Here is a 12,794-nt window from a genome sequence, read left to right as displayed (position 1 = left end):
CGCCTACGGCGGCAGGCACCGCCTCGGCCGCGCCGCCACCCGCCGCACCCACCGGCAGGGAGCGCGAGATCGCCGCCATCGCCAGCCAGCTGCAGAGTACCGCCGCGCCGCTGCCGGCGGCCTCGCACGCCGCACTGGCCAAGGCCTACGTGGTGCTCGGCCAGCCGCAGCAGGCGCAGGCGAACGTGGAGGCGGCCCGCCGGATCGACCCGAACATCAAGATCAGTGCCGCCGTGCTGCACGCAGCCAAGGTGGGCAGCAACCCATGACCGACGGAGCGACGGCGATGGATACCTTGCACAAGGGCGACCAGGGCCCGCAAGTCAGCCAGCTGCAGCAGCTGCTGGCGCAGCGCGGCTACGCGGCCGGCGCGGACGGCGCGTTCGACACGAAGACCTGGCAGGCGGTGCGCGCGTTCCAGGCGCAGAACCTCGACCAGCACGGCCAGCCGCTGGTGGTGGACGGCGTGGCCGGCCCGCTGACCTGGTGGAGCCTGCAGAATCCGAAGCCGTCGATCGCGACGCCCACCGCCGTGGACTATGCCGCGATGCCGGCGGCGGGCGGCAGTGCGCTCGGCCGTGCAGCGCTGGCTGCGGCCATCGCCGAACTGGACGCCGGCGCGTGCGAGCAAGGCGGCAACAACTGCGGGCCGTTCGTGCGCAAGTACCTGGCGCCGGCCGGCCTGGCGGAAGGCAACCCGTGGTGTGCGTCCTTCGTCAGCTGGTGCTACCTGCAGGGCAGTGGCGGCAAGCAGGCGCAGATGCCGTTCGCCTATGCGCCGAGCGCGCGCACCATGCTGGCCGAATTCAAGCAGCAGGGCTGGTCGTCGGCTCCGGGCAGCGGCTACGTGCCGCAGCCGGGCGACATCGTGGTGTGGTGGCGGGTGAGCCTGGCCGGCTGGCTGGGCCACGTCGGCCTGGTGCATTCGGTGCAGGACGGCATGCTCTACACCATCGAGGGCAACCGCAGCCCGCGCGTGCAGGGTTTCTCCTATGTGCTGAGCCGGATGGACAAGCTGCTCGGCTATGGCCACGTGCCATGAGCGCGTTCCCCGGTTCCCCGCGCATCCTCAAGGGCGGCATCGTGCTGATCGACGCCGGCAGCTCGGCGGTGCTGCGGGTGATCGCGCTGCAGTACAACCCCGATTCGCTCACGCGCTCGCTGCAGGTACAGGCGGTGAGCGCCGATGGCGGCGACCGCTCCGAGGTGCTGCGCCTGAAGGGACCGCCGGTGGAGACGCTGAAGCTGGAGGCGGAGATCGACGCCACCGACCAGATGGAGTTCCCCGAGCAGAATGGCGTCGTCGCCGAGTCCGGCATCTTCGCCCAGCTGGCGGCGCTGGAGACGATGGTCTACCCCAGCAGCGGCCAGCTGCGCGCGAACGACCTGATGGCGCAGTTCGGCACGCTGGAAATCGTGCCGATGGAGACGCCGCTGGCGCTGTTCGTGTGGAGCAAGTCGCGCATCCTGCCGGTGCGCATCACCGAATTCAGCATCACCGAGGAGGCGTTCGACACGGCGCTGAACCCGATCCGCGCCAAGGTCAGCCTGGGCCTGCGCGTGCTGTCGGTGAACGACGTGCCCGGCGGGCACAAGGCCGCCAGCCTGTTCATGAACTACCTGCAGCAGAAGGAGCGCCTGGCCGGCGGCGCCGCCGGCCAGCTGTCCGCGCTCGGCCTCAGCGGAGTGCCCTGATGAACGCGATCTTTCCTCCCACCAGCCGCTACGCGCTGACGCCGACCGCGAGCCTGGAGCGCGCCGACGGCGGCACGGTGACGTATCTCCGGCGCCGCTTCGTGCCGGCGCCGGAGAATTTCGCCCTGCTGCAATGGCACCGGGTGGTGCAGGGCGAGCGGCTGGACAACATCGCGGCGCGCTACCTGGGCGACTCCGAGCAGTTCTGGCGGCTGTGCGACGCGAACCGCGCGCTGCGCCCGGAGGAGTTGACCGGGACGATCGGCAGGCAGCTGCGCATCACCTTGCCGCTGGGCATACCGGGGGTGCCGCATGCTTGAGGGTGTGCACCTGACGTTGCTGGTCGGTCCGGTGGTGCCGGTGCCGGTGCCGCAGCTCGTGCTCGACGCGCTCACCCGGATCGAGGTGAACGCGCCGGACGAGGCGGCCGGCGCGTTCACCCTGCAGTTCACGTTGAGCGTGCAGTCGCCGCTGCACACGCTGTTCCTGCTCAGCGGCGGCGGCGTGGTGCCGCTGCTGCGGGTGATCGTGGTGGTCACCTTGAACGGCATGCCGCAGGTGCTGATCGACGGCGTGGTGACCAGGACCGAGGTGCTGCCCGGCGCGGACCAGCGCCACACCACCTTGCAGGTGACCGGCGACGATCTCACCACGGTGATGCAGAAGCTGGAGTTCTCCGGCCTGCCGGGCTTGCCGTATCCGGCGATGCCGGCCGAGGCGGTCGTGGCGCTGCTGCTGGCGAAATACGCGTTCCTCGGCATCGTGCCGCTGGTGATACCGAGCATCGCGATCGACGTGCCGATCCCGACCGAGCGCATCCCCACCCAGCAAGGCAGCGACCTGGAGTACATCCGGCTGCTGGCCGAGCGGGTCGGTTACGTGTTCTATCTCGACCCCGGCCCGTTGCCCGGCATGAGCACCGCGTACTGGGGGCCGAAGATCAAGGTGGGCGTGCCGCAGCCGGCGCTGAACGCGGACATGGATGCGGCCAGCAATGTCGAGAGCCTCAGCTTCAGCTATGACGGCAACGCGCGGCAGCTGCCGGTGGTCTACATCCAGAATCCGCAGACCAAGGTGCCGCTGCCGTTGCCGATTCCGGACGTCGGCCCGCTCAACCCGCCGCTGGGCCTGATCGATCCGCCGCCGCAGAAATTCCGCGAGCTGCCGGAGACCGCGAAGTACTCGCCGGTGCGCGCGATGCTGCTGGGCATGGCCGAGGCGGCGAAATCCGCCGATACCGTGACCGGCAACGGCAGCCTCGACGTGACCCGCTACGGCCGCGTGCTGATGCCGCGCCGGCTGGTCGGCGTGCGCGGCGTCGGCCCCGCGTTCGACGGCCTGCACTACGTCAGCCAGGTGCGCCACACGATCAAGCGCGGCGAATACAAGCAGAGCTTCCAGCTGTCGCGCAAGGGCCTCGTCTCCACCGTGCCGCTGGTGCCGCCATGACCAAGTACTACGGCAAGTACCGCGGCACGGTGGTCCAGAACGTGGACCCGATGCAGCTGGGCCGCATCCAGGCAATGGTGCCGGACGTGTCCGGGCTGCTGCCGTCGAGTTGGGCGATGCCGTGCATGCCGGTCGCCGGCAAGCAGAGCGGCGTCTACGTGGTGCCGCAGATCGGCGCGGGCGTGTGGATCGAATTCGAGCAGGGCGATCCGGATTATCCGGTCTGGGTCGGCGGCTTCTGGGGCACGGCGGCGGAAGTGCCGGCGCTGGCGCTGGCCGGCAATCCGGCCAGCCCGAGCGTGGTGCTGCAGTCGGGCCTGCAGAACACCATCTCGATCAGCGACGTGCCGGGTCCGGCCGGCGGCATCCTGCTGAAGAGCGTCACCGGAGCGATGATCATGGTCAACGAGGTCGGCATCACGATCTCCAACGGCCAGGGCGCCACCATCGTGCTCGCGGGTCCGACGGTGACGGTCAACAACGGCGCACTGGTCGTGACATGAGAGCCTGTTCAATGCCTCCGCGTAGCTCGCGTTGCCCTCGAATGGCCGTCAGGTGGTGGCGCGTGGCGCAGCGCCTGCCTGGCTGGCAGGTCAAGCCGCGCGCTGCCGCATGGCGGCCATTCGAGGGCAACCCCAGCACCTATAAATTCCGGGGCCGGGTCTGTTTGCCCGCGTCTCTGCGTCATCACTTGGTCGTGGACGGACGTCCACTCCTCGCTCCTCAAAGCCGGCGCCATCCATGGCGCCTCCCCGCGTGCCCTCGTTCTTCCTTGGCCTGCGCGCAAACAGCTCCCGGCGCGGGCCACGCGGAGACATTGAACAGGCTCTAAGGAGATGCGCGATGCCGGGTTTCCTCATCCATGTCGGCGCCAGCGTGCTCTGTTCGCACGGCGGCCAGGCACAGGCCAGCGCACCGAATCCGCGCGTCGCGGTGAGCGGCCAGCCCACGGTGACGATGGCCGCGCCCTGGCTGGTCGCCGGCTGCGCGCTGCCGCCGCCACCGGCGGCGAACGGACCGTGCGTCAGCGCGCAGTTCGTCAGCGCGGCTACCCGGATCACTTCCAACGGACAGCCGCTGCTGCTTTTCGACAGCCAGGCGATCTGCGCGCCGACCGGCACGCCGCTGCTGATCGTCGCCAGCCAGACGCGTGTGACCGCGATGTGAGGACGCCTCGATGAACATGGACTACCCGTTCCATTTCGACCCGCGCGGCCGCGTCGCGGAAACCGGCGACGACGAGCACGTGCGCGACATGATCGAGCAGCTGCTGTTCACCAGCCCGGGCGAGCGGGTGAACCGGCCGGACTTCGGCAGCGGCCTGCTGCAGCTGGTGTTCGCGCCGAACAGCCCGGAGCTGGCCGCCGCGCTGCAGTTCACCCTGCAGGCGGCGCTGCAGCGCTGGCTTGGCGACGTGATCGACGTCGGCACGCTCGAAGTCAGCAGCGAGGATGCCGCCTTGCGCGTCGAACTGAGCTACACCGTGCGCGCCAGCGGCGATACGCGCAGCGACAGCTTCGTGCGGAGCCTGCCATGAACGGCGCGAACGCCCATGCGGGTCCCGGCACGATCGGTTGCGCGCCGCTGCCGTCCTGCGGCGTGCCGGCGCGGCGCGAAAAATTGCGGCTGGCCGGCACGCTCAACGGCATCGACTACGTCGAGGTGGGCGACGACGGCGTGAGCCTGTGCGTGCACCTGTTCGGCGCGATTCCGCAAGGCCTGGGCGTGGCCAGCGTGCGGATCGGCGGCGGCGACCGCATCACCGGCCTGCGCGTGCTCAGCGTCAATCCCGAGCTGGAACCGGAGCTGCACGACGACGCCTGCCTGCGCGTGGTGCTCGACCGCGAGGGCGACCACACGGCGTACTGCCTGTGCCTGGTGGACGCGGCCTCCGGCAACGACCCGGCCAGCTGGCTGGCGTATCCGGGTTTCGACCCGCGCTACACCTGCGTCGCGCTGCACTTCCGCCTGGACTGCGCAAAGACGCAGGACTGCGCGGATGAAGCACCGTGCGTGTCGCCGCCGCCGCCCGCGCCGGAGATCAATTACCTCGCGAAGGACTACGCCAGCTTCCGCCAGCTGTTCCTCGATCGCCTCGCGCTGGACATGCCGGCATGGCAGGAGCGCCACGTGCCGGACATCGGCATCGCGCTGGTGGAGACGCTGGCGTACACCGCCGACTACCTCAGCTACTACCAGGATGCGGTCGCCACCGAGGCCTACCTCGGCACCGCGCGCCGGCGCATCTCGGTGCGCCGGCATGCTCGGCTGGTGGATTACCGCATGCACGAGGGCTGCAACGCGCGCGCCTTCGTCACGCTGGCGTCGGCCAACGATCTGAGCCTGGCACTGGACGACCTGCTGCTGCTGGTGCCGCCGCCCGGGCAGGGCCATCCGCCACCCGGCGTGATCGACGCAGCCCAACTCGTCGCGGCGCGTGCGCAGGGTGCGCTGATCTACGAACCGATGCCGCTGGATGGCGCGACCAGCCTCGACGTGGTGGCCGCGCACAGCGCAATCCGATTGCACACCTGGGGCGACGAGCTGTGCTGCCTGCCGCGCGGCAGCACCCGCGCGACCCTGCTCGATGCGCCGCCGCCCCCGGCGACCACGCCGGTGACGCCGTCGGCTCCGCCGCCGACGAGCGAGGTCGCCGCGGTCGCCATCGCCCCGGCCACGGCCCCGCAGCGCGCGCTCAAGCTGGCGGCCGGCGACCTGCTGATCTTCGAGGAGGTGCGCGGACCGCAAACCGGCAATCCGGCCGACGCCGACCCGGCGCACCGGCATGCGGTGCGGCTGACGGACGTCCGGACATCCGTCGATCCGCTCGACGGCACCCTGCTGCTGGAAGTTGCGTGGGACCCCTGCGACGCCTTGCCGTTCGACCTGTGCCTGTCAGTGCGCGCGCCGGCGCCGGATTGCGCGTGGCTGCACGACATCAGCCTCGCGCGCGGCAACGTGCTGCTGGTCGACCACGGCGAACACGTGCGCGGCCAGTGCACGTCCGACGCGATCTGCATGCCCGACGGCAGCGACGGCGATTATCCCGGGCTGACCACCGCGCTCGCCGCGGTGCCGGATGCCTGCACTCGCTGCGGCGCGCTGGCCGAGGACTGCTGGCTGGTGCCCGGCAGCACGCAGTACGGCTGCTGCCGCTGCGACGGCGCGGTGCCGGACGTGCGCCGCCCGCCCGCCGACACCGGCCACGTGCTGCCGGACGCGCCGCTGACCTGGGCCGAACCGCTGCCGCCGCATGCGCCGGTGTGCCGGCTGCTGGCGCGCGATCCGCGCCGGGCGTTGCCGCAGTTGCGCGTCTACGGCGGAGCGCTCGACGACGTGCTGGTGGCCGGCACACCGGACCCGCACTGGCGGTGGGAGCCGCGGTACGACCTGCTGGAGAGCGGCCCGGACGACCGCCACTTCGTGATCGAGATCGACGACGACGGCGCCGCGCACCTGCGCTTCGGCGACGGCGTGCTGGGCGCGCAGCCGCAGGCCGGCGATTTCTTCCGCGCCGCCTCGCGCATCGGCAACGGCCCGGCCGGCAACGTGGGCCGCGACAGCATCGTGTGGCTGGCGTTGAAGTCGGGCGCGTTGTCCGCCGAACTGCAGCCGCGCAACCCGCTGCCGGCCGGCGGCGGCAGCGCGCCGGAGAGCGTGGCCGAGGCGAAGCTGTACGCGCCCGGCGCGTTCCGCGCGAACCCGCTGCGCGCGGTGGTGGCGGACGACTACGCGATGTTCGCCGCGCGCGCGCCGGAGCTGCAGGGCGCGGCCGCCACGCTGGCATGGAGCGGCAGCTGGTATGCGGCCGACGTGGTGGTCGACCCGCTGGGCCGCGAGAGCCTGCCGCCCGGACTGGCGCATCGCATCAAGGCCGGGCTCATGCGCTACCGCCGCCTCGGCCACGACGTCGAGGTGCATGGCGCCTGCTACGTGCCGTTGCTGATCGAATTGCACGTATGCGTGCTGCCGGACTTCCTTGCCGCCCATGTCGAGGCCGAGCTGCGCGACCGCTTCGGCGCGGGCCTGCGCCGCGACGGCACGCCCGGCTTCTTCCATCCGGACCGCCTGCGCCTGGGCGCGCCGGTGTTCGCCAGCGCGCTGCTGGCCGAGGCGCAGTCGGTCGCCGGCGTGGCGCATGTCGAGATCGTCACCCTGACGCGCATGGGCGACGGCGCACCGGGCGACGTGCCTGCCGACGGCGTGCTGCATCTGGCCGCGCGCGAGATCGCGCAGGTCGACAACGATCCGGACCATCCCGACCACGGAAGCATCGCGTTCACGCTGGGAGGTGGCCGATGAGCTGCTGCAGCGCCTGTGGCAAGCATGCCTGCGCCTGCGGTCGCGGCGCGATCGCCGGCACGCCGTTGCCGTTGTACAACCGGCCGGGGCTGGATCGCCTGGCCTATCGCGTCGGCACGTACGCCGACTTCCGCGCCACCATGCAAGCCGACTTGAGCGATGCCGCGTTGCCGGCGCTGGCCGGGCTGCGCACGCGCGAGGCGGACGATCCGGCGATGGCCCTGCTCGACGCCTGGGCGATCGGCGCCGACGTGCTGAGCTTCTATCAGGAACGCATCGCCAACGAAGGCTACCTGCGCACGGCCACCGAGCGGCGCTCGGTGCTGGAGCTGGCGCGGCTGGTCGACTACCGCCTGCGCCCCGGCGTGGCCGCCAGCGTCTACCTCGCCTACACCGTGGAGAAGGACTCGCCGCCGGTGACGATCCCGGCCGGTGCGCGTGCGCAATCCATCCCTGCGCCCGGCGAACAGATGCAGACCTTCGAGACCGCCGAGCCGCTGGACGCGCGCCACGAGTGGAACGCGCTGCAACCGCGGCTGACGCAGCCGCAGGACATCACCTGGGACGGCATCAGCGGCGGCGCGATCGACACGATCTGGCTCGCCGGCACCGCGAGCAACCTCAAGGCGAACGACCGCCTGCTGTTCCAGTTCGGCGACCTGGCGAGCGGTCGGTCCGTGGTGCGGCCGGTGCACGGAATCGAAGCGCAAACACAGACGAATCGGACCAAAGTGGTGCTGCAGCCGCAGGACACGACCAGCGTGCAACTGCTGGCGGCGGCCCGCACTGCGCTCGCGGCGCTGGCCGGCCAGTCCGCGGAACAGCCCTGGATCGACGCCCTCGGCAACATGTGCCGCGCCATCGTTCAGGGAACCCGGTGGGACAACTCCAGCCGGTTGATGAACAGCGTGTTCGAGGGACTGGAGGCGAACGTCAAGGCCGAGTCCGACTTTGTGACCGCGGCGCAGACGATCCTGGATGGATCGGCGGCATCGCCCCAGGGTGCCGATTTCGGCGGACTCTTCCGCGCACTGTCACTGTCGCCCACGCTGCAACCCGCGAACAGCGTGCGCCTCGCGCGCAACGTCGCGGTGGCGCTGGGCACACCCAGCGACGCGCGACCGCAATTGCTGCTGAACTTCGCGCCGCGGCTGGCCGACAGCTTCTACCGCGCCTGGACCAGCGTGCCGCAGAGCCGGCCCTCGCCGGCATTGAGTGCTGTCTACGCCATGCGCGTGGCCGCGCCGCTGTTCGGCTACAACGCGCCCAAGACGATCACCATCACCCAGGCGCCTGGCTCTAGCGCCGGTACCACGGTCACCACGACGAGTTATACCGAGCAAACCGCACAGGACGAGTCCGACGGCATCGTGTCGCTGGACAACGCCTATGACGGCATCGAGGCCGGCAGCTATCTGGCCATCCAGAAACCTGGCGACAACGTGCCGAGCGTCTGGATGGCCGCCCGCGTCAACACCGCCCCGCGCACCGACTACGGCATCAGCGGCAAGACCACCACGATCGCCTTGGCCGACAAGGTGGTCAACGGCCAGTCCACGACATGGCAGGCACCGTCGATGTCCGATATCCGCGGCACGCTGGTCCATGCCCAGAGTGAGCTTCTGACATTGGCCGAACTGGTCATCGGCGGCACCGTTGGCAAGATCGCGCCCGACGACACGTCGCCACGGCTCACGGCAGATGACACCACCCACCTCACCCTCGACGGCGCTGTCGACGGCCTCAAGCCCGGCCGCTGGGCGATCGTCGCAGGCCAGCGCACGGACGTGCCCGGCACCAATGCGGTGAACGCGGCGGAGCTGGTGATGATCGCGGCGGTGGAGCAGGGCGTGGACGCGAACCTGCCCGGAGATACCGTGCACAGCACACTGGTATTCGCGAACGCGGGGCTCGCCTACGCCTACCGGCGCGACACGGTGTCGGTCTACGCGAACGTGGTGCGCGCCACCCACGGCGAGACGCGCAACGAAGTGCTCGGCAGCGGCAATGGCGCACTGCCGATGCAGGCGTTCGTGCTGAAGCAGTCGCCGCTGACGTACGTTTCCGCCGCCACCGTGGACGGCGTGCAGGGCACGCTCGCCGTGCGCGTCAACGGCATGCGGTGGCACGAGACGCGCAACCTCGCCTTCGTCGGTGCGGCCGACCGCAACTTCGTCACAGCCACCGACGACGGCGGCAAGACCACCGTGCAGTTCGGCGACGGCACGCACGGCGCGCGGCTGCCCACCGGCGTGGAGAACGTGGTGGCGACCTACCGCAACGGCATCGGCATGCCGGGCAACGTGCGCGCGCAGCAGGTCAGCCTGCTGGCGACCAAGCCGCTGGGCGTCAAGGCGGTGATCAATCCGCTGCGCGCTTCCGGTGGCGCCGACGCGGAGACGCGCGACCAGGCGCGCCGCAACGTGCCGCTGGCGGTGCTGGCGCTGGACCGGCTGGTCTCGGTACCGGACTACGCCGACTTCGCGCGCACCTTCGGCGGCGTCGGCAAGGCAGCGGCGATCAAGCTGGGCGACCGGGTGCAGGTGACCATCGCCGGCGCCGCCGATGCGCCGGTCGAGCCGACCTCCGACCTCTACCGCAACCTGCTGCAGGCGCTGCAGCGCTACGGCGACCCGTCGCTGCCCGTGCGCCTGGACGTGCGCGAGCTGCTGGCGCTGACCGTGAGCGCGAAGGTGGGGCTGCGGCCGGATGTCACGTGGGAATCGGTCGAGCCGGCACTGCGCGCGGCGCTGCTGGATGCGTTCGGCTTCGAGCGGCGCGCGCTGGCGCAGGCCGTCTACCTCAGCGAACTGGTCGCCTGCATGCAGGCGGTGCGCGGGGTGGCCTGGGTCGACGTGGACGCGTTCGGCAGCCTCGACGAAGCGACCCTGCTGGCCGGCTTCGGCGCCGGCGGCGGCAACGGCAAGCATGGCGATGCCGCCTCGTTGACGGCTCACGCCATCGCCACGGCCACCGCGGCGGTGCCGCCGCGCGTGCAGGTGCTTCCCGCCCGCTACGACGACAACGGCATGCTGCGCCCGGCGCAGCTGGCCTACCTGCCGCCGAACGTTCCCGACACCTTGCTGCTGCAGGAGGCCACATCATGACTGCGCGCCCGGATCGGCTGTACGACCTGCTGCCGGTGGTCTACCGCATGCGCGATGCGGAGCAGGGCTGGCCGCTGCGCGATTTCCTGCGCGTGCTGGCCGGCCAGGCCGACGTGCTGGAGCAGGACATTGCCCGGCTGTACGACAACTGGTTCATCGAGACCTGCGACGACTGGGTGGTGCCCTATATCGGCGACCTGCTCGGCTACGCCTTGCTGCCCGAGGCGGCCACGCTGGGCGAGGACGGTCGCAGCGACGCCAGCCCCGGCCGCGTGCTGGCACCGCGCGCCGACGTGGCGAACACGATCGACGCGCGCCGGCGCAAGGGCACGCTGTCGCTGCTGGAAGACCTGTCCCGCGACGCGGCCGGCTGGCCGGCGCGCGCGGTGGAGTTCTACCGCCGGCTCGGCTGGATGCAGCATCTCGACCACCTGCATCCGCGGCGCGGCGGCACGGCCGACCTGCGCGATCCCGGACGCCTGCAGCGCATCGGCTGGGCCAACGGCGCGTTCGATCCGTTCGCGCGCAGCGTCGACGTGCGGCGCATGGGCAGCCGGCATCGGCGCGGCCGCCACAACATCCCCGCGGTGGGCGTGTTCGCCTGCCGCCTGCGCAGCTATCCAGTGACCTGCACGCCGGCGTACTGCATCGAGGAACGCGGCCCGCAGTGTTTCAGCTTCAGCGTGCTGGGCAACGACACGCCGCTGTTCCAGCTGCCGCTCGAAGAGCCCGAGCCTACCCATATCGCCGACGAGGACAACCTGCCGCTGCCGCTGCGCCGCTGGCGTTTCGCCGAGCGCGGTCCGCTGGCCGACTACGCCAGCGTGTCGGCTGAACTCTACGGTGACGGCCTCAGCGCGCAGGTGTGGGCGCCGGACTGGCCGGCGAAAGGCCAGGGCGTGCCGGTGCCGCGCGAGGCGCTGATCCCGGCCGACCTGTCCGGCTGGCGTGGCCAGGTGCCGCGCGGACGCATGGCGCTCGATCCCGAACGCGGCCGCATGATGTTTCCGGCCAACCAGCGGCCGAAGCGCGGCGTGTGGGTGAGTTACCGGTACGGTTTCGCTGCGGACCTCGGCGGCGGCGAGTACGCGCGGGTCACGCCGGAGCTGGAAGGCGCCACCCGCTACGTGGTGCATGCCGCGTTGCCGGATCGCGCGGCGAACGGCAGCTGGCCGGCCGGCCACTTCGGCAGCATCGCCGAAGCGCTGGCAGCGTGGGCGCAGGCGAAGGCGGCCGCGCCGGCGTTGCGCGCCCTGGTCATCGAGCTGGCCGAGAGCGGCGTGTACGAGGGCAGCATCGAACTGCAGCTTGATGCGGGCGAGGCGATCCAGCTGCGCGCGGCCGAACGCACCCGGCCGGTGCTGCGCCTGCTCGACATGCGCGCCAGCCAGCCGGATGCGCTCGGCATCGGCGGCCACGCCGGCAGCCGCGTGCTGCTGGACGGTCTGCTGGTCGTGGGCCGCGGCATCGAGGTGCACGGGCCGGGCGACGAGGCCGCCGCGGACGACGACCTGTGCGAGCTGCTGATCCGCCATTGCACCCTGGTGCCGGGCTGGGCGCTGCACTGCGACTGCGACCCGAAGCGGCCGGGCGAACCCAGCGTCACCCTCGACGGCACGCGCGCCGCCCTGCGCGTCGAGCACAGCATCCTCGGCGCCATTTCGGTGATCAGCTCCGAGCGGCGCGGCGAGCCGCCGCCGCTGGAACTGTGCGACAGCGTCCTCGACGCCACCGGCGTGGAGCGTGTGGCACTGGGCGCGCCGGACGAGGCGGTGGCCCATGTCGAGGCCAGCTTCCGCCGCTGCACGGTGATCGGCGTGGTTCAGGCGCACGGCATCGCGCTGGCCGAGGACTCGATCTTCGCCAGTCCGCTGCGCGTGCTGCGCCGGCAACAGGGCTGCGTGCGCTTCTGCTACGTGGCGGACGGTTCGCGCACGCCGCGGCGTTTCCACTGCCAGCCCGACCTGGCGCTGGCCGCAGTGGCGCCGGCGCAGCGGGCGCACGAACGGCTGCGCGTGGTGCCGCAGTTCCGCCACCTCCGCTACGGCGTGCCGCACTACCTGCGTCTGGCCGACGACTGCTGCGACGAGATCCGCCGCGGCGCGTCCGACCGTTCGGCGATGGGCGTCTACCACGACCTGTACGAACCGCAGCGCGAAGCGAACCTCGTGGCGCGGCTGCAGGAATACGTACCGGCGGGCACGGACGCCGGCATCCTCTTTGCGAGTTAGGAGATCGATC

General features: G+C 71.3%; 10 protein-coding genes and 1 pseudogene. All 11 read left to right on the top strand.

Features of this window, described 5'->3' with window-relative positions; all coding sequences use genetic code 11:
• Positions 1–269, top strand: a pseudogene (locus RHOFW104R8_RS14785) (hypothetical protein); the annotation flags it as partial.
• A gap of 17 nt (positions 270–286) precedes the next feature.
• A complete protein-coding gene (locus RHOFW104R8_RS14780) occupies positions 287–1,042 on the top strand; it encodes a CHAP domain-containing protein (RefSeq protein WP_235604279.1) in 756 nt (251 codons plus the stop codon).
• Entirely contained in the window at positions 1,039–1,695 is a 657-nt protein-coding gene (locus RHOFW104R8_RS14775) for a hypothetical protein (RefSeq protein ID WP_068095877.1), read from the top strand. The genes RHOFW104R8_RS14780 and RHOFW104R8_RS14775 overlap by 4 nt, the downstream gene beginning before the upstream one ends.
• A complete protein-coding gene (locus RHOFW104R8_RS14770; protein WP_068095875.1) occupies positions 1,695–2,015 on the top strand; it encodes a LysM domain-containing protein in 321 nt (106 codons plus the stop codon). Before RHOFW104R8_RS14775 ends, RHOFW104R8_RS14770 begins: the two co-directional genes overlap by 1 nt.
• The gene (locus tag RHOFW104R8_RS14765; RefSeq protein ID WP_068095873.1) at positions 2,008–3,144 is read left to right on the top strand and encodes a hypothetical protein; all 1,137 of its coding nucleotides are present in this window, start codon (positions 2,008–2,010) and stop codon (positions 3,142–3,144) included. Before RHOFW104R8_RS14770 ends, RHOFW104R8_RS14765 begins: the two co-directional genes overlap by 8 nt.
• Positions 3,141–3,647 carry a phage baseplate assembly protein V gene (locus RHOFW104R8_RS14760; RefSeq protein ID WP_068095871.1) on the top strand — a complete coding sequence of 169 codons (507 nt, stop codon included), beginning with the start codon at positions 3,141–3,143 and terminating at the stop codon, positions 3,645–3,647. Before RHOFW104R8_RS14765 ends, RHOFW104R8_RS14760 begins: the two co-directional genes overlap by 4 nt.
• A gap of 340 nt (positions 3,648–3,987) precedes the next feature.
• Complete coding sequence (locus RHOFW104R8_RS14755; protein WP_068095869.1) at positions 3,988–4,311, top strand: hypothetical protein; 324 nt, start codon at positions 3,988–3,990, stop codon at positions 4,309–4,311.
• Between the two features lie 10 nt (positions 4,312–4,321).
• Complete coding sequence (locus RHOFW104R8_RS14750; protein WP_068095867.1) at positions 4,322–4,681, top strand: GPW/gp25 family protein; 360 nt, start codon at positions 4,322–4,324, stop codon at positions 4,679–4,681.
• A complete protein-coding gene (locus RHOFW104R8_RS14745; RefSeq protein WP_068095864.1) occupies positions 4,678–7,446 on the top strand; it encodes a putative baseplate assembly protein in 2,769 nt (922 codons plus the stop codon). The genes RHOFW104R8_RS14750 and RHOFW104R8_RS14745 overlap by 4 nt, the downstream gene beginning before the upstream one ends.
• Entirely contained in the window at positions 7,443–10,553 is a 3,111-nt protein-coding gene (locus tag RHOFW104R8_RS14740; protein WP_068095862.1) for a putative baseplate assembly protein, read from the top strand. Before RHOFW104R8_RS14745 ends, RHOFW104R8_RS14740 begins: the two co-directional genes overlap by 4 nt.
• Entirely contained in the window at positions 10,550–12,784 is a 2,235-nt protein-coding gene (locus RHOFW104R8_RS14735; protein WP_068095858.1) for a hypothetical protein, read from the top strand. The genes RHOFW104R8_RS14740 and RHOFW104R8_RS14735 overlap by 4 nt, the downstream gene beginning before the upstream one ends.
• The last annotated feature ends 10 nt before the right edge of the window (positions 12,785–12,794 follow it).

The organism is Rhodanobacter sp. FW104-R8 (genome assembly GCF_001617365.1).
Classification (GTDB): Bacteria; Pseudomonadota; Gammaproteobacteria; order Xanthomonadales; family Rhodanobacteraceae; genus Rhodanobacter.
This window is presented reverse-complemented; position numbering and strand designations above follow the sequence as displayed.

Excerpts from the sequence above, each read along its gene's own strand:
- RHOFW104R8_RS14780 (WP_235604279.1), top strand. The coding sequence starts at position 287 with ATGGATACCTTGCACAAGGGCGACCAGGGCCCGCAAGTCAGCCAGCTG.
- RHOFW104R8_RS14775 (WP_068095877.1), top strand. The coding sequence starts at position 1,039 with ATGAGCGCGTTCCCCGGTTCCCCGCGCATCCTCAAGGGCGGCATCGTG.
- RHOFW104R8_RS14770 (WP_068095875.1), top strand. The coding sequence starts at position 1,695 with ATGAACGCGATCTTTCCTCCCACCAGCCGCTACGCGCTGACGCCGACC.
- RHOFW104R8_RS14765 (WP_068095873.1), top strand. The coding sequence starts at position 2,008 with ATGCTTGAGGGTGTGCACCTGACGTTGCTGGTCGGTCCGGTGGTGCCG.
- RHOFW104R8_RS14760 (WP_068095871.1), top strand. The coding sequence starts at position 3,141 with ATGACCAAGTACTACGGCAAGTACCGCGGCACGGTGGTCCAGAACGTG.
- RHOFW104R8_RS14755 (WP_068095869.1), top strand. The coding sequence starts at position 3,988 with ATGCCGGGTTTCCTCATCCATGTCGGCGCCAGCGTGCTCTGTTCGCAC.
- RHOFW104R8_RS14750 (WP_068095867.1), top strand. The coding sequence starts at position 4,322 with ATGAACATGGACTACCCGTTCCATTTCGACCCGCGCGGCCGCGTCGCG.
- RHOFW104R8_RS14745 (WP_068095864.1), top strand. The coding sequence starts at position 4,678 with ATGAACGGCGCGAACGCCCATGCGGGTCCCGGCACGATCGGTTGCGCG.
- RHOFW104R8_RS14740 (WP_068095862.1), top strand. The coding sequence starts at position 7,443 with ATGAGCTGCTGCAGCGCCTGTGGCAAGCATGCCTGCGCCTGCGGTCGC.
- RHOFW104R8_RS14735 (WP_068095858.1), top strand. The coding sequence starts at position 10,550 with ATGACTGCGCGCCCGGATCGGCTGTACGACCTGCTGCCGGTGGTCTAC.